Source organism: Nocardia camponoti, assembly GCF_014646135.1.
Taxonomy (GTDB): Bacteria; Actinomycetota; Actinomycetes; order Mycobacteriales; family Mycobacteriaceae; genus Nocardia; species Nocardia camponoti.
This window is the reverse complement of sequence record NZ_BMMW01000002.1, coordinates 921,295-942,083: the sequence shown is the minus strand read 5'-3', so window position 1 is coordinate 942,083 and position 20,789 is coordinate 921,295. Positions and strand designations below refer to the sequence as shown.

The window sequence follows — 20,789 nt, the reverse complement described above, 5'->3', positions numbered from 1 at the left end:
CTTTACGCGCACCCTTTGGTCGAAAACTGTTGTCGGCGTCTAGCCTCTAAATAAGCCTAGGCTAAGTGGGCCTAGCGGCTGCCTGTGGGGATTCTAGCTGCGGTGTTGCCAAGCTCACCGGGGCGGTAGCTCGACGGCGAGCGCTGCGAACCGTCTGCCAGGATCAACGGCATGAACGAGGCAAAACCTGGCCCGGATTCGGAACCCATCGTGGTCTCGCAGGCTGACAAGCGTTCCATCGTGCCGTTTGCCGCAGCGGCGATCTTCGCGCTGGTTGTGCTCATCGCCGTGATCGCGGGCGGGCTGCTTTCGCCCGCTGAGAAAAATGTCACAACCGCCGACAAGCTCGCGGCCGCCGTCACCAACTATATCGACGCGCGCGGCAAAAGCGACCTGCGTCCGCCGATCGGCGTCGCATGCCCGGGTTTTGACGAGCAGCGCGCTGGCCTCACCGAAGCGCTCGGTGGCGAGAAGTCGAAGGTGTCGCTCGATGGCAACGGTTTCACCAACGCGACCGTGAACGGCTCCCGCGCGAAAGTCGATGCGACCGTTGACGTCAACGGCACCGCGAAAACCTTCACGTGGAATCTCAAGGACGTCGACGGCACCTGGTTGGTGTGCGCGCCCTAGACCGTTTGACACGGTGACCTGCGCGAGGCAATCTCAAATCGCAAGGTCACGAGTACCAGCACTAAGCCCCGGCTCGCTGGTCGGCAACCCTCCTCCGCGGTGGGGTGCTCCGGGTGACGACCTGGCCGTCGCTGATATCCGTCGCGATGGCAAGAGCGGATTCGAGGAGGTTTTACATGAACTACGCAGGCGATATCACGCCCGAACAGGCGTGGGAGATCCTGACCGACAACCCCGACGCGGTGCTCGTTGACGTGCGCACCGAGGGGGAGTGGGCCACGATCGGCGTGCCCGACACCAGCTCGGTTGAGCGGCCGTCGCACTTCATCGAATGGGTCGACAACACCGGCGCGCGCAACCCCGAGTTCGGTGCCGAGTTGGCGAAAGCCCTCGGTGACCGGCCCGAAGACGCGCCCGTGCTCTTCATTTGTCGGTCGGGCCAGCGCAGCGCGCACGCGGCCAACCTGGCGACGGCGGCGGGCATCGCCCCGTCCTATAACGTGCTCGACGGCTTTGAGGGCGGCCCCGACGCGTTCGGGCAGCGTGGCAGCTCCGGTTGGCGCGCGGTCGGCCTGCCGTGGCGTCAGGCATAAGGAGAAATAGATGATCACCGGTGGTTCGTTCGACAAGCCACTGCCCGAAGGGGTCGGTCCCGCGACGCTCGGCGTGCGCGGCGGCCTGCGCCGTTCCGGTTTCGAAGAGACCTCCGAGGCGCTGTATCTGACCTCGGGTTTCGTTTACGAGAGCGCCGAAGCCGCCGAGGCGTCGTTCACCGGCGACATCGAGCATTTCGTTTACTCGCGCTACGGCAACCCCACGGTCGCGATGTTCGAAGAACGCATCCGCCTGCTCGACGGTGCCGAAGCCGCGTTCGCGACCGCGTCGGGCATGTCGGCGGTGTTCACCGCGCTTGGCGCGCTGCTGAAAGCGGGCGACCGACTCGTCGCCGCGCGCAGCCTGTTCGGTTCGTGCTTCGTTGTGTGCAACGAGATCCTGCCGCGCTGGGGCATCGAAACCGTTTTCGTTGACGGCGATGACCTTGAGCAGTGGGAGCAGGCGCTTTCGGTGCCGACGCAGGCGGTGTTCTTCGAAACGCCAGCCAACCCGATGCAGACGCTGGTCGACGTGCGCAAGGTTTCCGAGCTCGCGCACGCGGCGGGTGCGAAAGTGGTGCTAGACAACGTCTTTGCGACGCCACTGTTGCAGCGCGGGTTCGAACTCGGTGCCGACGTGATCGTGTACTCGGGCACCAAGCACATCGACGGTCAGGGCCGCGTGCTCGGCGGGGCGATCCTTGGCGACAAGGAATACATCGACGGCCCGGTCAAGCAGTTGATGCGCCACACCGGCCCGGCGTTGAGCCCGTTCAACGCGTGGACGCTGCTCAAGGGCTTGGAGACGATGCCGCTGCGCGTGCGTCAGTCGACGTCGTCGGCGTTGCAGGTCGCGAAGTTCCTTGAGTCGAACAGCGGCGTGAACTGGGTGCGTTACCCATACCTGGACTCGCACCCGCAGCACGCGCTCGCGCTTGAGCAGATGTCGGGCGGCGGCACGGTTGTCACGTTCGAACTGGCAGGCGACGACGGCAAGAAGCGCGCCTTCGAGGTACTGAACCGCTTGCGGATCATCGACATCTCGAACAACCTTGGCGACGCGAAGACCCTGATCACGCACCCGGCGACGACAACGCACCGCGCGATGGGCCCGGAGGGCCGAGCGTCAATCGGCTTGTCTGACGGCGTAGTTCGCATTTCAGTGGGCTTGGAGGACGTTGAGGACCTCCTAGACGACCTGGACCACGCCCTGGGCTAACCCCTTCAAGATCAACACGCTGTGGTGGCGAAAGCTACTCGACCGACCCCGCCACCACAGCGTGCTCACCACTCCAGCGCTAATCAACCAAGTCGATTGCTGCTCTCGCGATCGCCAATTCCTCGTTCGTCGGCACTACCAGCACCGTAACGGGGGAATCGTCGGTCGAGATTCGGCGGATTCCCGGGGTGCGGGTTGCGTTGCGTGACCCGTCCAAGTGAATCCCGTATCGCTCCAGGCCGGACAGCGAATCAGCGCGAACCTCGACGCTGTTCTCACCAACGCCTGCGGTGAAGATGATGTCGTCTACCCGGTCCAAGTCGAGCATGTACGCGCCCAAATACGCGCGCAAGCGGTGGATGTAGGTCTCGTATGCCAATTTCGCCGCGGCGTCGCCGGATTCGATCAGCTTGCCGAGGGCGCGGAAGTCGTTCACGCCCGACATCCCCTTCAAACCCGATTCGCGATTCAGTAAGTGCTCGATGTCGGCGAGGTCCATGTTCGCGATGTGCATCAGGTACGGGGTGATACCCGGGTCCAAATCGCCTGGGCGCGTTCCCATTACGAGACCCTCGAGCGGCGTGAGGCCCATGCTCGTGTCAACCGCGCGCCCGCCCCGGATCGCCGACGCCGACGCGCCATTGCCCAGGTGGAAAACGATCTGGTTCAGCTCGGTCGTGTCGCGCTCAAGGAACTTCGCCGCCTGCTCCGACACGTACTGATGCGACGTCCCGTGAAAGCCGTAGCGGCGAATGTCGTACTCGGCAGCCAGTTTCGCGTCGATCGCGTACGTGCGGGCGGGGGCTGGCAGGTCGTGGAAGAACGCGGTGTCGAACACAGCGACCTCGGGAATGCCTGGCAGCAATTCGAGCGTGGACTCAATGCCAATCACGTTGGCGGGGTTATGAAGTGGCGCGAGCTTGGACAGGCGCGAGATGGTTTCAAGCACCTCTTTGTTGATCAACGTCGGCTGGTAGAACACCTCGCCGCCGTGCACAACGCGATGACCAACCGCCGTGATACCGATGGTTTTGAGGTCGATACCGGTGTCGTTGAACAGCTCGAATGCTTGACGCAGCCCGTCGCGGTGATCGGGGATCGCGCCCTCACGAATGAGTCTGGTGTCGCCCGCTTCGTGGACGATCTTGCCGTCCGGCTCACCGATGCGTTCGACGATGCCCGACGCGAGCACCTCTCCCGACTTCGCATGTAGCAGTTGGTATTTGATCGACGACGAACCCGAGTTGAGGACGAAGACCAGATCGCTCACTTGTCGTCTCCCTGCGCCTGGATGGCGGTGATCGCCACCGTGTTGACGATGTCGGCGACGAGCGCGCCGCGCGACAGGTCGTTGACTGGTTTACGCAAACCCTGCAACACCGGCCCAATCGCGACCGCACCCGCGCTGCGCTGGACCGCCTTGTAGGTGTTGTTGCCGGTATTCAGATCGGGGAAAACGAAAACGGTTGCGCGCCCGGCAACTTCGGAATCCGGCAGCTTGGTGCTCGCCACCGCCGGTTCGATCGCGGCGTCGTACTGAATCGGACCTTCGACGGGCAACTTCGGGTCGCGTTCGCGCACCAATTCCGTTGCCTCCCTGACCTTGTCGACATCAGCGCCCGAGCCGGACGCGCCAGTCGAGTACGACAACATCGCCACACGCGGATCGATTCCGAACCGCTCGGCGGTCTGCGCTGACGACACCGCGATGTCCGACAACTGCTGTGCCGTCGGATCGGGGACAACGGCGCAGTCGCCGTACGCGAGCACTCGGTCAGCCAGGCACATCAGGAACACGCTCGACACCGTCGAAACGCCGGGCACGGTCTTGATGATCTCGAAGGATGGGCGAATCGTGTGCGCGGTGGTGTGCGCGGCGCCGGAAACCATGCCGTCGGCGATGCCGATGTAGACCATCATCGTGCCGAAATACGAGACGTCGAGCATGGTTTCGCGCGCACGTTCCAGCGTCATCCCCTTGTGTGCGCGTAGCTCGGTGTAGGTGGCGGCGAATTCCTCGCGATAGGGCGAAGTTGCCGGGTTGATCACGCGGGCGGCGGCGATGTCGACACCAAGTTCAGCAGCACGCCCACGCACCGCCGACTCGTCGCCGAGGATGATCAAGTCCGCGATCTTGCGTTGCAACACGCGACCGGCTGCGCGCAGCACGCGGTCGTCGTTGCCTTCTGGCAACACGATGCGCTTGCGATCCGAGCGCGCCCGCTCGATGAGTTGGTATTCGAACATCTGCGGCGTGACAACGTTGCTGAGCGGAACTTGGATGCCGCGCAACAACTCTGGCGCGTCGACCCGTTCTTCCATGAGCGCTAACGCGGTGTCGACCTTGAGCGGACTGCCCGCCCACATCCGACCGCGCGCACCGTGCACGGCACTCGCCGCGTCGTAGGTGCCCAACTTGGTCGCGAGGATCGGCAGCTTCGGGTGCAGCCCTTCCATGAGCCGCGCGATCGCCGGGTGCGGCAGCAGGCCGCCGTTCATGATGATGCCAGCGAGCGACGGAAAGCCCGCTGCCTCATGGGCATTCACCGCGGTGAGCAGCACGTCGGAGCGGTCGCCGGGGACGATGATGACCGCGCCGTCGGAGAGTCGTTCAAGGATGTGCTCGGCGGTCATCGCGCCGACCATCGTGCGCAGCGCTTCACGTTGCAGCAGTTCCGGGTCGCCGCTGTAGATTTCGCCGTCGATCGCTTCACAGAGTTCGCCCATCGTCGGGGCCATCAGGAGCGGAATCTCGGGCAGCGTCCACGTTGGTACGCCGAAGCCGACCAGTGCGTGGTCGACGGCGACGAGTTCATCTGGAGCGCAACGGTTTGCGATTACCGCGACCAACTGCGCGTGCTCAACGCCCAGTTCAGTCGAACACAATTCAACGAGCTGACGCACCTCGTCGGGCGTGCGACCGGCACCGCGAACCACAAGTAGCACCGGCGCACCCAAGTTAACCGCGATACGCGCGTTGAAACGCAGCTCGCTGGGGCTGGCGACGTCGGTGTAGTCGGTGCCGACGATCACGACGGCATCGCACACCTTGGCAACTTCGTGGTAGCGCATCACGATGTCGCTGATGGCGGCGTCGGGGTCGCGGTGCACGTCTTCGTAGGTGACGCCGACGGCCTGCTCGTAACTGATATCGGCGGTGCTGTGCTCAAGCAGCAGCTCAAGGATGTAATCGGGTTTGTCGGCCGAGCGCGTGATGGGGCGAAAGACGCCGACGCGGGCCGTTGTCGCGCACAGCATCTGCAGGACACCGAGCGCGACCGTGGATTTTCCGGTGTCACCCTCGGGCGAAGCGATGTACACAGACGACGGTGCATGTTCGACCATGAACCCGAGCTTAGTTAATCCGGCTGGATATAGTCCGCCCATGACACCGCAGTTCCCCGATCGCCTCTGGGGCTCCCGTACGACTCTCGTTTCTCGCGCTGCCAATCGCTTCGCCGCGACCAAGCCGGGCTCGTGGCTGATCCGCACGCTCACCCCGCTCGACCGCGCCCTGCTTGAGCGCACCGACGCGCGCTTCACCGTGCTCGGGCCGATCGGCGCGCCCGTTATTTTGCTCACCAGCATCGGCCGTAAGTCGGGGCAAAAGCGCACGCAGCCGCTGCTGTACGTGCATGACGGCGACACGCTTTACGTCGTTGGCTCGAACTTCGGCCAGGCGCATCACCCCGCGTGGACGGGCAATTTGCTCGCCAATCCAAGCGCGGAGGTGGCGATCGCGGGCGAGCGCATCGCGGTCACGGCAACGCCGGTGCCCGACGAGGACAAGGAAGCCATCTTCGCCCGCTTCGTCGAAATCACCGGCGCGTACGCCGCCTACCGCGACCGCACCACCCGCAACCTGCGCATTTTCGCGTTGAAGCGCGCTTAGCCCAGCTTGCGCAGACGCGGCGCGAGGTCACGCTGGAACAGTTCGAGGAACCGCTTCTGATCGTGACCGGGCGCGTGGAAGACCAGGTGGTTGAGGCCAGCGTCGATGTAGGGCTTGATTTGGGCGACGGCCTCGTCGGGGTCGCTCGCCACGATCCAGCGCTTGGCGACCTGTTCGATCGGCAGGGCGTCGGCGGCCTTTTCCATTTCGATGGGGTCGCTGATGTCGTGCTTCTGTTCCGGCGTCAGCGAAAGTGGCGCCCAGAACCGGGTGTTTTGCAGGGCCGCTTCGGGGTCGGTGTCGTAGGAGATTTTGATTTCGATCATCCGGTCGATGTCGTTGATCGAGCGACCAGCCGCCTCGGCACCTTCCTTCAGCGCGGGCATCAGCTTCTCGGTGTAGAGGTCCATACCCTTGCCTGACGTGCAGATGAACCCGTCGCCAACGCGACCCGCGTACTTCGCGACAACCGGGCCGCCAGCGGCGATGTAAACCGGGATGCCGCCCGGCGGAACGTCGTAAATCTGGGCGCCGACGGTGTGGTAGTACTCGCCGTCGAAGTCGACGCGCTTGCCCGTCCACAGTTCGCGCATCAACCGCACAGACTCGCGCAGCCGAGCGAAGCGCTCCTTGAAACCGGGCCATTCGCCCTGGAAACCGGTCGCGATTTCGTTGAGCGCCTCGCCCGTGCCGACGCCGAGCATGATGCGGTCAGGGAACAGACAACCGAGGCTCGCGAACGTCTGCGCGACGACAGCCGGGTTGTAGCGGAAGGTCGGGGTGAGCACCGACGTGCCGAGTTGGATGTGCTTGGTGCGTTCCCCGGTTGCGGCGAGCCAGACGATCGACGAAGGCGCGTGCCCACCCTCGTGGCGCCACGGCTGGAAGTGGTCGCTGACCGTCGCGCTTTGCATGCCGTGTTCCTCGGCGAGCACGCCAAGTTCAACCAGCTCACGTGGCCCGAATTGTTCGGCCGATGCCTTGTATCCGAGCTTCAGCTCGCTCATGTGTCCCGACTTCCTGTTGTTCGGCGATGTATGAATTGCAATGTAGTTAACGCTTTGGTTAGCGCAAGGTTTCCCGTACCGCGCGGTCTTAGAATCGGGCGGGTGACCCACACCGACACGCAGGTGCTCGCCTATCTGACCGATATGGACGGCGTCCTGATCCACGAAGGCCACCTCATCCCCGGGGCCGACGAATTCCTCGCTGAGCTGCGCGATCGCGAGGTGCCCTACACCGTGCTCACGAACAATTCGATGCGCACCCCACGCGACCTCGCCGCCCGACTCAAGGTAATCGGGCTCGACGTGCCGGAGGACCGCATTTGGACGTCGGCGTCGGCGACCGCGGTTTTCCTCAACGACCAGCGCCCGAACGGGACCGCCTATGTTGTCGGTGAATCGGGACTCACGACCGCGCTGCACGAGATTGGCTACGTGCTCACCGAGACCGACCCCGATTACGTTGTCCTCGGCGAGACGCGCACGTACTCGTTCGAAGCGATCACGACCGCGATCCGGCTCATTGACAAGGGCGCGCGCTTCATCGCGACCAACCCCGACGCGACTGGTCCGTCGCTCGACGGGGTGCTTCCCGCGACGGGGTCGGTTGCCGCGCTCATCACGCGCGCGACTGGCCGCGAGCCGTATTACGTCGGCAAGCCGAACCCGCTGATCATGCGAACGGCGTTGCGCCGCATGGACGCTCACTCGGGGACGACGGTGATGATCGGCGACCGAATGGACACCGACGTGCTCGCTGGCCTCGAATCCGGTTGCCGCACAATGCTTGTGCTGTCGGGAATTTCGACGCAGGAGTCGATTGAGGCGTACCCGTACCGGCCGACGAAGGTGTTGACGTCGGTGGCCGATCTCGTTGGACACACGAGCGACCCATTCGCGTAAGACGTGCTACCAACGCCCAAGCGCGGTTGACGCGGCGTCCAGCATCCGAGCGGGCAGAGTTCCTCGCCAGTAGCCAACGCCTGCAAGCGGATTCGGCCGACTACCCCGGTTAGGCGGGTTACCGCATCGTCGGCGCAGGCAACGCCGCCACCCCACGGTTTTCAGCCAGCCGCCGCATGTCGCCCTAACCTTGCGAGCGACGCGACCGCCGCTTAGTCGCGTACCGATTCACTCGCTAACGCTTCCAGATCGAGTCGGTCAAGCACCTCGGTGAGGCGGGTCAGGACCTCAACTGTCGGGGCGAAGTCGTCGCCCAGTTCCTCGGCAAGGCGTGCGGCCAAACGGGCCTGCGCCGGGCCGATTTTGGACACTGCCGCCCGGCCAGCCGACGTAGCGACGACCAACTTCGCGCGACGGTGCGCCGGGTTCGGCAGGTACTCGACCAGGCCCTTTTCCGCGAGCAGGTCGGCGATACGCTGCACGCTTTGGCGGGTGATGCCCATCGCGCGGGCGATCCCCGCGACGGTCAGCGGCTCGCGCGTCACCGCGCCGAGCACCTGCCACCACGCGACCGTGAGGCCAGCGGGCTTGGCGAGCGCGTCGCCGATGCCGAGAAACTGGCCGTTCAGGCGGAACGACGTGATCGCGGCGGTCGCGAATAGTTCCTGCTCGCGGTTCACTGTCCCGTTAGTGCGAAGAAACCGGCGGGGTCCTTCTGGCCGAAGAGTTGGTACCAAGCAGCCAGGGTTTCGGGCTCGTAGAGGTCGAGTCGGGCGAACACCTCACGCGCGAATTCGAACGGCGACATTGAGTTAGCGGTGATCACGTCGCCATCGGTGACCGCATCGGCTTCGACGTAGTGCCGCGCACCCGAATAGCCCGACATCGCAAGGTATTCCAGCGCGTTGCTGGTATGGCGACGGTCGTCGAGCAGCCCCGCACTCGCGAGCCCAAAGGTCGCACCGCAAATTCCCGCGACCGGAACACCGGCGGCAACGAACTCAGTTGCCTTGTCCGCGAACGGCTTTAGCTCGCCGGAATCCCAGGTGTCCGCGCCTGGCAGGATCAGCATCGCGCTGTCGGCAGGGTCGAGGTCGGTGAGCACCACATCGGGCGTGACCCGCATTCCGCCTTTCGTCGTGATGGGCTCAGCGGTGAGCCCGACCGTGCGCACCTGGTAGCGCCCCGGTTCGCGTTGCCACTGGGGATTGGCGATGTGGGCGGTGGCCGCACCGGTTTCCCAGTCGGCGAGCGTGTCGTACACAGCGAGGTGGACCGTCTCGGTAGCCATGACAGTATGCTGTCATATTCGACAGGATGCTGTCAATAAGAAATTTGCAACCACAACGCCGGTTATGCCCCGTAGTCTGTCGGCATTCGGTGTGCGACAAGGAGGTTGGGCGACATGACCGATCCCGTCAACGGACTTACCGGCGTCGTTACCTCACCCATTAGCGCTGCGGGCGGACTGGGCGAAGTGCTCGTTTCCATTCGCGGCGGCACCGAGCTGTATCTCGCTCGCGCCGACGAACCCATCCCGGCAGGAACGACCGTGCTCGTTGTCGCCGTCAACCCGGGCCGCATCGTCGACGTCGTCGCGTGGATCGCCTTGCCAGACAACTAAACCCGCACCACGAGGAGAACCTTGATGCTCGGTTATCACGTCCCCAACCCCGACGAAGCGATGCTGGTCAGCGGCGCGAAGGGCAAAGACGACGCGCCGTTTCGCGTTGTCATCGGCCGAGGCACCTGGGTGGTGCCGTTCTTCCGCAAGGTCAGCTACCTTTCGCTCGCGATGTTCGAGTCCGAGATTCGCGAACGCTGCGTGACCCAGCAGGCCATTCAGCTCGACGTGCGCGCGGTAATCGCGTTCAAGGTCGCCAATGACACCCAGTCGATTGTCAATGCGGCACAACGGTTTTTGTCCGAGCAAGAGCAGGAGATGTCGGTGCTCACCGGCCGCATCTTCTCCGGCCACCTGCGCTCAATCGTCGGCTCGATGACGGTTGAGGAGATCATCCGCGAACGCCAGAAGCTCGCCGACGAGGTGCTTGTCGCGTCTAAGGTCGAGATGAGCAACATCGGCCTGTGGGTCGACTCGTTCCAGATCCAGTCGATCGACGACGGCAACCTCGGCTACATCAACGCCCTCGCCGCCCCGCACAACGCCGCCGTGCAGCGCGACGCGCAGATCGCCCAGGCGCAAGCGGCGATGAAAGCGGCTGAGGCAGAACAGGAATCGTTGCGCCGCCGCGCTGAGTACGAGCGCGAGACCTCGATTCTGAAAGCGCAGTACCAGCGCGACATCGACAAGGCCAATTCCGAAGCGGCACAGGCTGGCCCGCTTGCTCAGGCGATCGCTTTGCAGGAAGTGCTTTCCGCACAGGCGATTCAGGCGGCGCGCGAAGCGGAGTTGCGCCAGGCGCAGCTGCAAACCGAGGTCGTGAAGCCAGCGCAGGCCGAGGCTGAGCGCGTGCGCATCCTCGCCGAAGCGGAGGCCGACCGCACCCGCATCCAGGCCGAAGCGGCGGCGTCGAACAACCGAATCGCGTTGGACCAGCTGCTGATTGAGCAGCTGCCGGAAATCGTACGTCAGGCGTCGCAGGGTCTCGCTGGCGCGAACCTGACGGTGCTGAACGGCCCGGATGGCGTGAGCGAATTGGTGAACGGCATGGTTGGCCAGGGTTTGACGGTATTCAACTCGCTGCAGAAGGCGCTGAGCCCCACGCAGGAACTCGACAAGAACTAGGCAACAAGATCAACACGCTCTGGTGGCGAAAGCCACTCGGCCGATGCCGCCACCAGAGCGTGTTGATCTTGGTCTGTGCCGCCTAAAACCACGACTTGGGGCGTAGGGAGTTCGCTAAGTCCACCAGGGCGTAGCGGTGGGATCGGTCGGGGGTCGCCCGGGCCAAAGCGCGTAAGCCCTCTTCCGTCGACATGCGCAGCTCGCGTTCGGTGAAAGGTTTGCCCAAAAGCTTCGTGTCGCGGCGCTTCGGGTTGTTGCCCGCGAGCAACCAGGCGAGGGCCGAGCCCTGGACCAGGGTGCGCATCAGCGTCGCGCGGTTTTCGCCTGCCGGAACTGCCTGTACTCGGGTCGCGGCCAGGCGCAACAACTGCTCGTCTAACTCGGTGACCGGCGCGCTCGTCAGCAGCATCAGGATCGCTGTTGTCTGTGCCGTCGTGAAGTGACGCGACGCCGCAGGTACCTCGTCAAGCGCGTGCACCGCGTCACCGACCTGACCAGCCTTAGCGAGCTGTCGGGCCAAGCCGAACGCCGCGCTCACGACCGCGCGATCGGTGCGCCACACCGTCGCGTAATAGTGCTCGGCGAACCTGCGCCACTGCTCAGGGTCGGGCGAATCCCAGTGCTGCAGAATCAATTCCGCCGTTGCGGCCAGCGCGAGCTTCGGTGCGATCTCACCCGGCAGCACACGCAACACTTCTTCGAACGAACCGAACGCGGCTTCGTATTCGAGCTCAAGCAGGTACGCGAGACCAGCGAACCAGTCTGTGCGCCAATGGGATTCGGTCAACTTGTCGAGTAGGTGCAGCACGCTCGCTGACTCGCCAAGGTCGATCCGTGCGCGCGCCTCGGCGAGGATCAGTTCGGTCGTGAGCGTTTCGGGCGCGTTGTCAGGGTCGGCGGCAGCCCGTTCGCGCGCATCGTGCAACGCTTCGAGCACCCGCTCAGGCTCGGGGTGCGCGGTGGCGGCCAGTAGGGGAGCGCACGGGTCGGTCGGGTCGATCAACGGAATCGGCAGCGCGGCAACAACATCGACCGCATCAAGCTCGGGCGAGCGACCGATGCCGTCAAGGTAAGCGTCGGTCTGGCTGATCAGTTCTTCGGTCCCGAAACTCGTGCGCTGCGGGCTGAACACCGTCGACAGCTGCGGGTGTTCCGTCCCCGATTCGGCGGCGAGAATCTCACGCAACACGCCAGCGAGCTGGTTCGACATCGCCCGCGCCGATGGGAAGCGCCGCGCGGGGTCGGGGTCGATGGCGGTGAGCAGGAACCGGTGGAAGAACTCATGCTGTTCAAGCAGTGGGGTGTCGGGCAGTCCGTCGAGGTAGCGGCCTCCTTCGCTCGGCAAATCGAGCGTGAGCGCGGCGAGGGTGCGGCCGACGGTGTAGATGTCGGACGCGACGGTTGGGCCGGTGCGCGCAACTTCCGGCGCTTGAAAACCCTTGGTGCCGTACAGGTTTCCGTACGCCTCAAGCGGCGCGACCGCGCCAAGGTCGATCAGCTTGATGTGATCTTCGGTCACCATCACGTTGTCGGGCTTGAGGTCGTTGTAGGTGAGCCCGATCGAATGCAAATGGTCAAGTGCGGGAAGGGTTTCCAGCACATAGGCGATGCCTTCGGCGAGCGGCATTGGGTCGCGGTCCGGGCGTGCGTCGCGGATGTCGCGCAACGAGTGCCCGCCCACGTACTCCATCACGATGTAGCCCGTTGACGTGCCGTTATCGCGACTGTGCTCAACGAAGTTGTGGATCTTGACGATGCTCGGGTGGGCTACCTCGGCGAGGAACTGTCGCTCGGCAACCGCGACGGCCTGCGCCTCGGCATCGCCCGCATGCAGCAGACCTTTCAACACCACCCAGCGGTCGCTGACGTTGCGGTCGATCGCGAGGTAAATCCAGCCCAGCCCACCGTGGGCAAGGCAGCCCTGGATCTCGTACTGGCCAGCGACCATGTCGCCCGCGTGCAATGCGGGGCGGAAATCGTAAGCGGCACCGCAAGTTTCGCACTCGCCGGACGACGACGCGGCTCTCGTCGGCGTCGACCGACCGACCGGATTCCCGCAGCGCCAACACACCCGCCGACCTTCGGCGACGACCGGATCGGTCAACACGGCGGTGCGCGGATCGGCAGGCGCGACGGTCGGGATCGAAACCAATCCGGCACCCAGCCGTCGCGTCGGCCGCGACCGCGCGGTGCGCACACTCCGCCCAGATCGCGTTGGTTCGGACGCCAGCGCGGCCGTGGGGCGCGGCTCGTTGTCGGGCGTGGTCGCGGCGGCGGCCGTGCGCGCGTGGCGCATGGTGAGCGAGGTCGAAACCATGCGCGGCAGTGTCGGCCAACCGCCCGGCGCGGTTGCGGGCCCGTCAGAATGCGAATCCATCTCAGTCCTGGTAGGCGGGCGTCGGCGGGGCGGGCGGGCTGCCGAGCGTGGACAACCAGCGGCGATAGATGCTCGACCAGGTGCCGTCGGCGCGGATGCGTTCGAGGGTCGAATTCACGAAACGCACGAGGTCGTCGTCACCCTTCGGAATGCCGATTCCATAAGGCTCCGAACTGATTTCGGCACCGACGAGCCGCGTGTACGGGTCTTGGGCGGCGAGGCCAGCGAGGATCGAATCGTCGGTGCTCACCGCGTCGACCTGGCGTTGTTGCAGCACCACGAGGCAGTCGGCCCAGGTCGGGACGGTCAGGACGATGGCGGCGGGCTGTTCGCGGCGCAGGGTGTCGAGCGAAGTGGTGCCGCGCGCGACGCAGACGCGTTTACCGGCGAGGTCATCGATGCCCGCAATCCCCGAGTTCTGCACCGCCAAGATGCGTTGTGCAGCACGCAAATACACGGTCGAAAACGCGACCTTCGTGCGTCGCTCGCAGGTGATGGTCATGGTCTTCGCGACAATGTCGACAGTGTGGTTCACCAGCGCCAGTTCGCGCTCTTCCGAAGCGAGACTTCGGTATTCGATCGCGTCGGGGTCGCCGAGGATGTCGCGGGCGACCTCCCGCGCGATGTCGGCATCGAAGCCAACGATGCGCCCGCTGAGTGGGTCGCGGAAGCTGAAGAGGTTGCTACCCGCATCGAGCCCGACAACGAGCCGCCCACGCGCGCGAATCGCGTCAATGCGCGGGCCGCCCTTAGTGTTTGGCCGCAGACTGGCAGTCACGTCCCCACACTTATCCGCCTTCGGCGGGGGCAATGGCGCTTCGCTCCCAACGGGAATCACCTTGGCGGGCAGGGGAAATGTGCTGTAGGCGATCGGCGACCCGGAGTCGACCCCGGACTCGTCACACCCGGCAAGCAGGCTGACCGCAACGAGCCCAACAGCGACCCACCCGCGCTTCGCGAACCATCCACCCTTCATCGGTACTCCCGCAGTCGCGGCCAAACGCCGAGGGCGATGCAAGCTGCGGTCACCAAGCCGAGGGCCAGTGCGCCACCTGACAGGAACGTTAGTGCTTCGATGGCGCGAGAGATGTTGGTGCGCATCGTGCTTCGCGTTGCGGTGCTCGCGGTGTCGAGGGCGCGGTCAAGCGACGTCACCTGTGCGGCCGAGTCCGCCGCGCTAATGCCTGTCGCAATGCCGGACGCGCCCCAATAATCCCCAGCGGCAAGCCTTTCGTTCATCCGGCGATGCGCGGAAACCCAACGGTCAAGTGCCGCACGACCATCCGCGACCTCGCCCCGCGCAGGAGCCTTCGCCGGGTACCCGTCAAGCAGCTGACGTAGTCGCGCGATGTCGGTATCGAAGGTGCGGTCGTAGTCGCCGCTCGCGTCGCGCCGCACCAGCTTCACCATCTCAGCGGCTCGCGCCTGCTGCACCAAAATGCGCGCCTCGGCCAAGCGCGCGGCGGGGACAGCGCCGCTATCGCGCCCGGTCAGCATCGCAATTGCCGACCACGAGCCCGCCGAAACCGTCCACAGGACAGTCAACGCGAGCGCGCCCGTCCCGACGATGAGCCCAATGTTGAAAACGCGACGCGACCGCTTCGCCAATTCGGCCTGCGCCCACATCAGCGCACCGAGCGCACACATCAGCAACCCGATCGCGAGCCACGGCGGAATCACGTGTCGGTGTTGGGCTTCGATTACCGCGTCGAACCGGTGGTTGGCGAGTTCTTCGGCCATCGGCAGGATCGCGGTCTGCATGTGATTGGACGCTTCGCTCAAATACGCTGCGCCAACCGGGAATCCGTTGCGATTGTTCACGCGCGCGGTCTCGATCAGCCCGCTGTACACCGGCAGACTGGTTGCGATGCCGGTGCGGAGCGCTCGATCGGCGTCGTCGGAAACGGCGGCGGGCAAGTGCCCGGACTGGGTGACCAATTCGGCAGCAGCTTCGCCGACGGACTGGGTGTAGCGGTCGCGCACGGCAGGCGGTTCGAGGCCGCCAGCGAGGAACGCGGTACTCGCCGCAGCGTCGGCAATCGACAGCGACATGTACAGGTGATTAGCTGAGTTCGCGTCCGGTTCGGTGTCTTCGAGCAGGATGCTCAACGCTTGCTGACGATCGGAGACGGTAACCGATGTCACCGTAGCCGCCCCTACGGAAAGTCCGGCGAGGACGAGCGCGGCGGTCAGCAATCGGCCCGGCGGCGACTTGACGAACTCGCCAAGCCGTCCTGGGCGAAGCTGCTCGCGGATGGCTTTGACATCGGGTGCGGCGGGACGGTCGGCTGCCGAGCCTGCCCTGCGCGAGCCCTGTCCAAGCGTGGCGGCCCGCGACCTCCCGCGCTGCGTGCGCGAAAGCAATGATGCGCGGGTGCGGACCGTCACGATGTCGGCCGGTGAATCCCGGTTCTTCATCTCGGTCATTGGTCTGCTCCCGCGTCGGCCGTGGTATCCGGCTGGTAAGGGAGTCTATTGTGACCGGAGCGTCATCGCAGCGCTGATTCTGGGTGCGCCAGATTGCTGGAAGGTTGCCTGTTAGTAGGGTGCGGCGGTCACAATCACGTTGTCGCGGTAGGCCGACCGACCGCCTTCGTCGCGCACAACGTCGCCGCCACACGTCACCAGAATCAGTTCGCGATCGCCACGCGCGCCACGGAACACATCGTCGGGCAGCGCGGTCTTGTCGATGACGGTCATCTCGATCACCTTCCAGCGCGTGAGGGTGCCGTCGCGATCGAGGAAAACCGCTGCGCCAGGCTGCAATTCGTGTAGACGGTATAGCGCGCCCGCACCCTGACTTCGATTGTCGACATGTCCGGCGACGAGCACCGCGCCGTCAAGCGCGTCGATCGATGCCGAGCCGTTCCACCAGGTCAGCTGCGAAACATCTTCTGGGATGGGCAAATTGCCGTCGGAGTCGAGGCTGTTGGCCACCAGCGGCGCACTCACGCCGATCGCTGGAATCGAGACGGTATCGCGCGGGACCTCCGGCGCCTTCCCGCTCGGATTCTTGACGGCCTCGGCCTTCATCGAGAACTCGTGGTGGGGGAGCGGTGCGGCGGCCGGGGATTCGCCCATTCCGTGCACGATCAGATACGCGCCAACTAGCGCGGCGCTGATCGCCAAAACGATTGCGGCTAAATCGAATCGGACCTTACGCACACCGAACTCCTGTCGGGATAGAAGGTGGGGTGGCCCTCGCTGAGGACCACCCCACCTTTCGAGCACAGGGAGTGAGAACTAGTCGCGATCACGTCCGCGACGGATTGCCACCGCGATCAACACGGCGAGCGCGAGGACGGCGAGACCGACACCGCCCGCGATCATCGTGCGACTGACCCCGGTTTCCGACTGCGCGCCAAGACCAGAATCGATCTTGCCGCCGGGTTGGGCGTAGTTGCCCTTCCCTCCGTGACCTTGGTCGGGACCGGGCCCCGGTGCCGGTTGCGGCACGTACTGCACCTGCGGGTACGACGGCACCTGGACCACTACGGGCGCTGCCGGGGCGGCGGGTGCCGCAGGTGCGGCCGGGGCAGCGGGCGCGGCCGGGGCCGCCGGAGCAGCGCCGCCACCACCGCCACCAGCTGGGATGGGGATCGGAATCGGGATGGGGAGTGGGATGGGCAGCGAGCCGACGCCTGAGATCGTCGCCGATGCTTGCGACTGCGACTGCGACTGCGACTGCGACTGCGACTGCGACTGAGCAGCGCCACCGGCACCGCCCCCGCCGCCACCCGCACCGCCAGCGCCCCCGCCGCCGCCGCCACCACCGCCACCGGCACCGCCAGCGCCGCCGCCCCCACCGGCGCCGCCGCCACCACCGGCACCGCCACCGCCACCTGCGCCGCCGCCACCTCCGGCACCGCCGCCACCGCCTGCACCGCCCCCGCCACCGGCACCGCCGCCACCGCCGCCCCCACCGCCGCCGGGATTACCCGGATGCGGACCGCAGCACGGAGGCGGCGGCGGGTTCGGCGTGCAGCACGGACCCGGCGGAGGCGGTGGTGGTGGAGTTGGGTTGCAGCACGGCGGGATTGGCGTCGGCGGCGGGCACGGCTTGACCGGCGTCACCACCGCGTGCGCGGGCGGCGAAACAACGTGCTGCCCGTTCGGCGTCTTGCCCGCCGCGTTGGCCGTGTTCTGGATCGTTCCGGCGTCGACGTCGGCCTGGGTGACTGTGTAAGTCGCGGTGCAGTCGGTCGACTCGCCCGGTGCCAGCGTGGTCTTCGAGCAGGTGATTGCCGAAAGCTGACCCGAACCGGTGAACGCGGTTTCCTCGACCGTCACGTCGTGCACGGTCACGTCACCGGTGTTGGTGATGCGGAACGTGTAGGTGACGGTGTCGCCCGCCTTCACCCCGCTTGACGGCGTCGCCGTCTTCGTGAGGTCGAGCGAAGGCGTCTGCTTGCCGACGACGGTCGCCTCATCAGGCGGCGACGTGACGTCGGGCTTGCCGGGCACCTTGCCGGTCGCGACGGCGGTGTTGTCGATCTTGCCCGCGTCGAGGTCGGCCTGGGTTACCTGGTAGGTCGCGGTGCAGTCAGCCGATTCGCCCGGTGCCAACGTGGTCTTGGCGCAGGTAATGGGCGAGAGCTGACCCGAACCGGTGAACGCGGTGTCGGTGACAACCACGTCATGGATAGTCACGTTGCCGGTGTTGGTGACGACGAAGTGGTAGGTGAGCACCTGGCCCGCTTCGGTCATGATCGTCGGGGTCACCGACTTCACGATCGCGATGTTGGGCGTTTGGCTGCCGGGCACCGAGATCCCCGACGGCGGCGATACCGGTTTCGTCCCGCTTGGCGGGGTGCCGGTCGCGGTCGCGGTGTTGTCGATCTTGCCCGCGTCAACGTCGGCCTGGGTGACCGTGTAGGTGGCGGTGCAGGTCATCGACTCACCCGGCGCGAGCGACGTCTTCGGGCACGTAATGGCCGAAAGCTGGCCCGTACCAGTGAACGACGTCTCGTCGACCTTCACGTCGGTCAGCGGGAGATTGCCGGAGTTGGTGACCTTGAACGAGTAGGTGAGTGTGTCACCCGCCTTGTCGAAGGAGGCCGGGCTCACCGACTTTTCGAGGTCGATTTTGGGTTCGAGCGCGTCGTTGGTGAAGACGCAGTGGATCGTTTCACCATCGGCGTTCGTCTGCGGGTAGGTGAACTGACCGGTGTGCCCGGTACCTTCCGCGACCGTCGCACCCGCGCCTGTCGTGCACTTCCACTTCGAGTTGTAGCTACTCAAACTGGTTGTGCCAGAAGCGGTTTCGGTGATCGTGTAAGTGGTACCCGACAACGCGAGCACCGGTCCTGCCTTATCCGGCTGGATGCCGGTCGCGGTGCCGGTGGTTGTCGCGGTGTTGCCCGTGCTCAGGCCACCGCCGGTGATGGCGAGCCCGAACTGGTCGGTCGGCTGCACACGACCCTGCGGCAGATCCTTTTGCAGGGTGATCGTGTTCGGGCCGGTGCACGAACCCATGTCGTACATGCTCACCGTCGGCACTTTGCTCAGCAACGCGCCGGTGCTCGGGTCAACCTTGGTGAGCGTGGTGCCGTCGCTGATGTAGAGATAACCGCCGGGGCCGAACGCTGCCGAGTTCGACGATTGCAGTGCGGATGTGACCGGGGTGATCGCGGTGCCGGGGACGTATCCGGGCGGCCCGGCGGTCGGCATCGGCGCGGAAACGCGGTAGATCGCGCCCTGGGTGTCGGATGCGGCGACGAAGTACATGTTGCCTTCGGCGTCGAAGGCAAGGTCGCCGTTGCCACCGGGGGAATCGGGCGTCGTCTCAACCAACATGACGGTGCCCTTGGACTCCATGGTCACCGGATCGAAGGCGGCGAACGCGAAGTACTCGCCGAACGGGTTGTAGCCGCCGTAATAGAACAGCCCGTTGGCGGGGTTCACGCCACCGTGGGTCAGGGGCACGGTGAGCACCTTTGGCGCGCTCTTGGTTGTGCCGGTTGCCGGGTCGTAGACGTAGATCCGGCCGTCGGCCGAGGTGTAAACGGCGTACGACCCATTCGGCCCGATGCCGAGCTGGTTGTGCTCAATGAATGGCCCGCTCGGCTCAACCGGGAACGATTGCGTCCCGACGCCGGTGTCGGGGTTGATCTCATTGGCGTAGTTTTGCCCGCCCATGACCGAATAAAGGACCATGCAGTTGAGCGGACCGCCTTGGATTTCCCGAGCGTTGGGCACGTTTGCCGGTGAAACGGGAATGGCCGCAGGCGAAGTCGCCTGCGGCGCGGTAGTTGAGGTTGGTGGGGGCGGCGTCGGCGGTCTCGCCACCGCAGCGGTCGCACCCCACGTTGCGAGTAATCCGAGTAAGAGGACAACGATCAGCGATCGCGTCCACACGGCCATTGACTTCATATTTTTCCTCCGAAGGACCACTCGCCCTCGACGGCGTAGGCGTGTGCGACAGTGCAGTTGCCAGGACACGAGCAATTCCGCACGCGAACTTAGGGACACTTCGGGGTGGCTACACCGCGACGAGCGCTGGGGTTGCCAGACCGTAACTAGAACCGTTACCGCTGTTACCAAGACGGTGGAATACGCATTCGCATCCGAGTCCGAATCGGTACCAGAGTGCGAATCCGACGTAACCTTTCTCCGACCTTGCCCCGCATCTTCAGGCAGGGATGACGACGGGAGAGCAGCGTGCTCAACGACGGAAACGGCTGGTCCGAAGGCCCTGACGGCGAGAAATACTGGGGCCGATTCGGCGCGGCTGGCCTGTTGCTGCGCGCCCCGCTGCCATCAGGTCTCGCGGCAGTGCTTTTGCAACATCGGGCCGAGTGGAGCCACCAAGGTGATACGTGGGCGTTACCCGGGGGAGCTCGCGATTCACATGAAACCCCTGAACACGCGGCGTTGCGCGAGACTAACGAGGAGGCAGGGCTTGACGCCGCCGACATCCGCGTACGCGCCGAGCGGGTCACGCACGTCGTAGAAGGGGGATGGACTTATACGACCGTTATCGCCGACACGTCGACGTTGCTGCCGACGGTGACGAACAAGGAAAGTGTCGAGGTGACGTGGATTCCGGAGGATGAGGTGGCGGAGCTGCCGCTACACCCAGCGTTCGCGCTCGCATGGCCGACGTTGCGCGCCAAGCCTTTTCGCGTCATCGACCCCGATCCCGAAGTCGCGGCGCTGTTGCCGTGCACGGTTGAGGTTGGCGACGATTTCGTGTGGTTGACGACCGCGCCCGAGGTGGAAGCGCTGGTACTTGGCGAGGCGACGGTCGATGGACTGGTTGTCAGCCGTGAGCAGGTGCTTGCGGCTCGGAGCGAGTAGCAAAATCGTGCAGGTTCGCGCCGATTCGTGCTCAAATCGGCTGGTTGGGCGCGAAAGTGCACGAAAATGCCATCTTTGCCGACCCTAAGTTAGGCCCGCTGACCTGCGTGTTTGCAAGGTGCG

General features: G+C 65.1%; 18 protein-coding genes and 1 riboswitch. Of the genes, 8 read left to right on the top strand and 10 right to left on the bottom strand.

Going from position 1 to position 20,789, the window contains the following annotated elements; translation table 11 throughout:
- Nucleotides 1-171: 171 nt before the first annotated feature.
- The 3 genes from IEX78_RS12450 (at nt 172) to IEX78_RS12440 (ending at nt 2,442) form a co-directional block, all read left to right on the top strand.
- Nucleotides 172-630 (top strand): Rv0361 family membrane protein, encoded by a 459-nt coding sequence (locus IEX78_RS12450; protein ID WP_188829055.1) that lies wholly within the window; start codon nt 172-174, stop codon nt 628-630.
- 44 nt (nt 631-674) lie between these two features.
- Nucleotides 675-792, top strand: a riboswitch (SAM riboswitch).
- A gap of 14 nt (nt 793-806) precedes the next feature.
- Nucleotides 807-1,223, top strand: a complete 417-nt coding sequence (locus IEX78_RS12445) for a rhodanese-like domain-containing protein (protein ID WP_188829054.1) — start codon at nt 807-809, stop codon at nt 1,221-1,223.
- Nucleotides 1,224-1,233: 10 nt separating this feature from the next.
- The gene (locus tag IEX78_RS12440; RefSeq protein ID WP_188829053.1) at nt 1,234-2,442 is read left to right on the top strand and encodes an O-succinylhomoserine sulfhydrylase; all 1,209 of its coding nucleotides are present in this window, start codon (nt 1,234-1,236) and stop codon (nt 2,440-2,442) included.
- Between the two features lie 79 nt (nt 2,443-2,521).
- On the opposite strand, the gene IEX78_RS12435 is transcribed toward IEX78_RS12440, so the two are convergent.
- Nucleotides 2,522-3,712, bottom strand: a complete 1,191-nt coding sequence (locus IEX78_RS12435) for an acetate kinase (protein ID WP_188829052.1) — start codon at nt 3,710-3,712, stop codon at nt 2,522-2,524.
- Nucleotides 3,709-5,787, bottom strand: coding sequence for a phosphate acetyltransferase (pta, locus tag IEX78_RS12430; protein ID WP_188829051.1), 2,079 nt, complete (start codon nt 5,785-5,787; stop codon nt 3,709-3,711). Before pta ends, IEX78_RS12435 begins: the two co-directional genes overlap by 4 nt.
- A gap of 40 nt (nt 5,788-5,827) precedes the next feature.
- On the opposite strand from pta, the gene IEX78_RS12425 reads away from it, so the two are divergent.
- Nucleotides 5,828-6,334: a nitroreductase/quinone reductase family protein gene (locus IEX78_RS12425; protein WP_188829050.1), complete on the top strand. Its 507-nt coding sequence runs from the start codon at nt 5,828-5,830 to the stop codon at nt 6,332-6,334.
- On the opposite strand, the gene fgd is transcribed toward IEX78_RS12425, so the two are convergent.
- Complete coding sequence (fgd, locus tag IEX78_RS12420) at nt 6,331-7,341, bottom strand: glucose-6-phosphate dehydrogenase (coenzyme-F420) (RefSeq protein WP_188829049.1); 1,011 nt, start codon at nt 7,339-7,341, stop codon at nt 6,331-6,333. The genes IEX78_RS12425 and fgd overlap by 4 nt on opposite strands.
- Nucleotides 7,342-7,485: 144 nt before the next feature.
- On the opposite strand from fgd, the gene IEX78_RS12415 reads away from it, so the two are divergent.
- The gene (locus IEX78_RS12415; RefSeq protein ID WP_229684002.1) at nt 7,486-8,241 is read left to right on the top strand and encodes an HAD-IIA family hydrolase; all 756 of its coding nucleotides are present in this window, start codon (nt 7,486-7,488) and stop codon (nt 8,239-8,241) included.
- Between the two features lie 212 nt (nt 8,242-8,453).
- Here IEX78_RS12415 and IEX78_RS12410 read toward each other — a convergent pair whose 3' ends face one another.
- Nucleotides 8,454-8,921 carry a MarR family winged helix-turn-helix transcriptional regulator gene (locus IEX78_RS12410; protein WP_188829047.1) on the bottom strand — a complete coding sequence of 156 codons (468 nt, stop codon included), beginning with the start codon at nt 8,919-8,921 and terminating at the stop codon, nt 8,454-8,456.
- Nucleotides 8,918-9,532, bottom strand: a complete 615-nt coding sequence (locus tag IEX78_RS12405; RefSeq protein ID WP_188829046.1) for a type 1 glutamine amidotransferase family protein — start codon at nt 9,530-9,532, stop codon at nt 8,918-8,920. Before IEX78_RS12405 ends, IEX78_RS12410 begins: the two co-directional genes overlap by 4 nt.
- Before the next feature lie 114 nt (nt 9,533-9,646).
- Between IEX78_RS12405 and IEX78_RS12400 the strand changes: the two genes are divergently transcribed.
- Together IEX78_RS12400 and IEX78_RS12395 are read left to right on the top strand one after the other, a co-directional pair.
- On the top strand, nt 9,647-9,865 hold the full coding sequence (locus tag IEX78_RS12400; protein ID WP_188829045.1) for an NfeD family protein: 219 nt from the start codon (nt 9,647-9,649) through the stop codon (nt 9,863-9,865).
- A 24-nt stretch (nt 9,866-9,889) separates the two neighbouring features.
- A complete protein-coding gene (locus IEX78_RS12395) occupies nt 9,890-10,990 on the top strand; it encodes an SPFH domain-containing protein (protein ID WP_188829044.1) in 1,101 nt (366 codons plus the stop codon).
- 82 nt (nt 10,991-11,072) lie between these two features.
- Here the strand turns inward: IEX78_RS12395 and IEX78_RS12390 are convergent, their stop codons facing one another.
- From IEX78_RS12390 to IEX78_RS24530, 5 genes are all read right to left on the bottom strand, one after another.
- Nucleotides 11,073-13,367 (bottom strand): serine/threonine-protein kinase, encoded by a 2,295-nt coding sequence (locus tag IEX78_RS12390; RefSeq protein ID WP_188829043.1) that lies wholly within the window; start codon nt 13,365-13,367, stop codon nt 11,073-11,075.
- Nucleotide 13,368: 1 nt separating this feature from the next.
- Nucleotides 13,369-14,343: a glutamate ABC transporter substrate-binding protein gene (locus tag IEX78_RS12385; protein ID WP_188829042.1), complete on the bottom strand. Its 975-nt coding sequence runs from the start codon at nt 14,341-14,343 to the stop codon at nt 13,369-13,371.
- Nucleotides 14,340-15,794: a GlnX family signal transduction membrane protein gene (locus tag IEX78_RS12380; protein ID WP_229683908.1), complete on the bottom strand. Its 1,455-nt coding sequence runs from the start codon at nt 15,792-15,794 to the stop codon at nt 14,340-14,342. The genes IEX78_RS12385 and IEX78_RS12380 overlap by 4 nt, the downstream gene beginning before the upstream one ends.
- A 111-nt stretch (nt 15,795-15,905) precedes the next feature.
- Entirely contained in the window at nt 15,906-16,532 is a 627-nt protein-coding gene (locus IEX78_RS12375; RefSeq protein ID WP_229683907.1) for a class F sortase, read from the bottom strand.
- A 78-nt stretch (nt 16,533-16,610) separates the two neighbouring features.
- Nucleotides 16,611-19,739, bottom strand: a complete 3,129-nt coding sequence (locus IEX78_RS24530; protein WP_188829041.1) for a CLIPPER-2 domain-containing protein — start codon at nt 19,737-19,739, stop codon at nt 16,611-16,613.
- Nucleotides 19,740-20,027: 288 nt separating this feature from the next.
- On the opposite strand from IEX78_RS24530, the gene IEX78_RS12365 reads away from it, so the two are divergent.
- Nucleotides 20,028-20,666 carry an NUDIX hydrolase gene (locus IEX78_RS12365; RefSeq protein ID WP_188829040.1) on the top strand — a complete coding sequence of 213 codons (639 nt, stop codon included), beginning with the start codon at nt 20,028-20,030 and terminating at the stop codon, nt 20,664-20,666.
- Nucleotides 20,667-20,789: the final 123 nt, after the last annotated feature.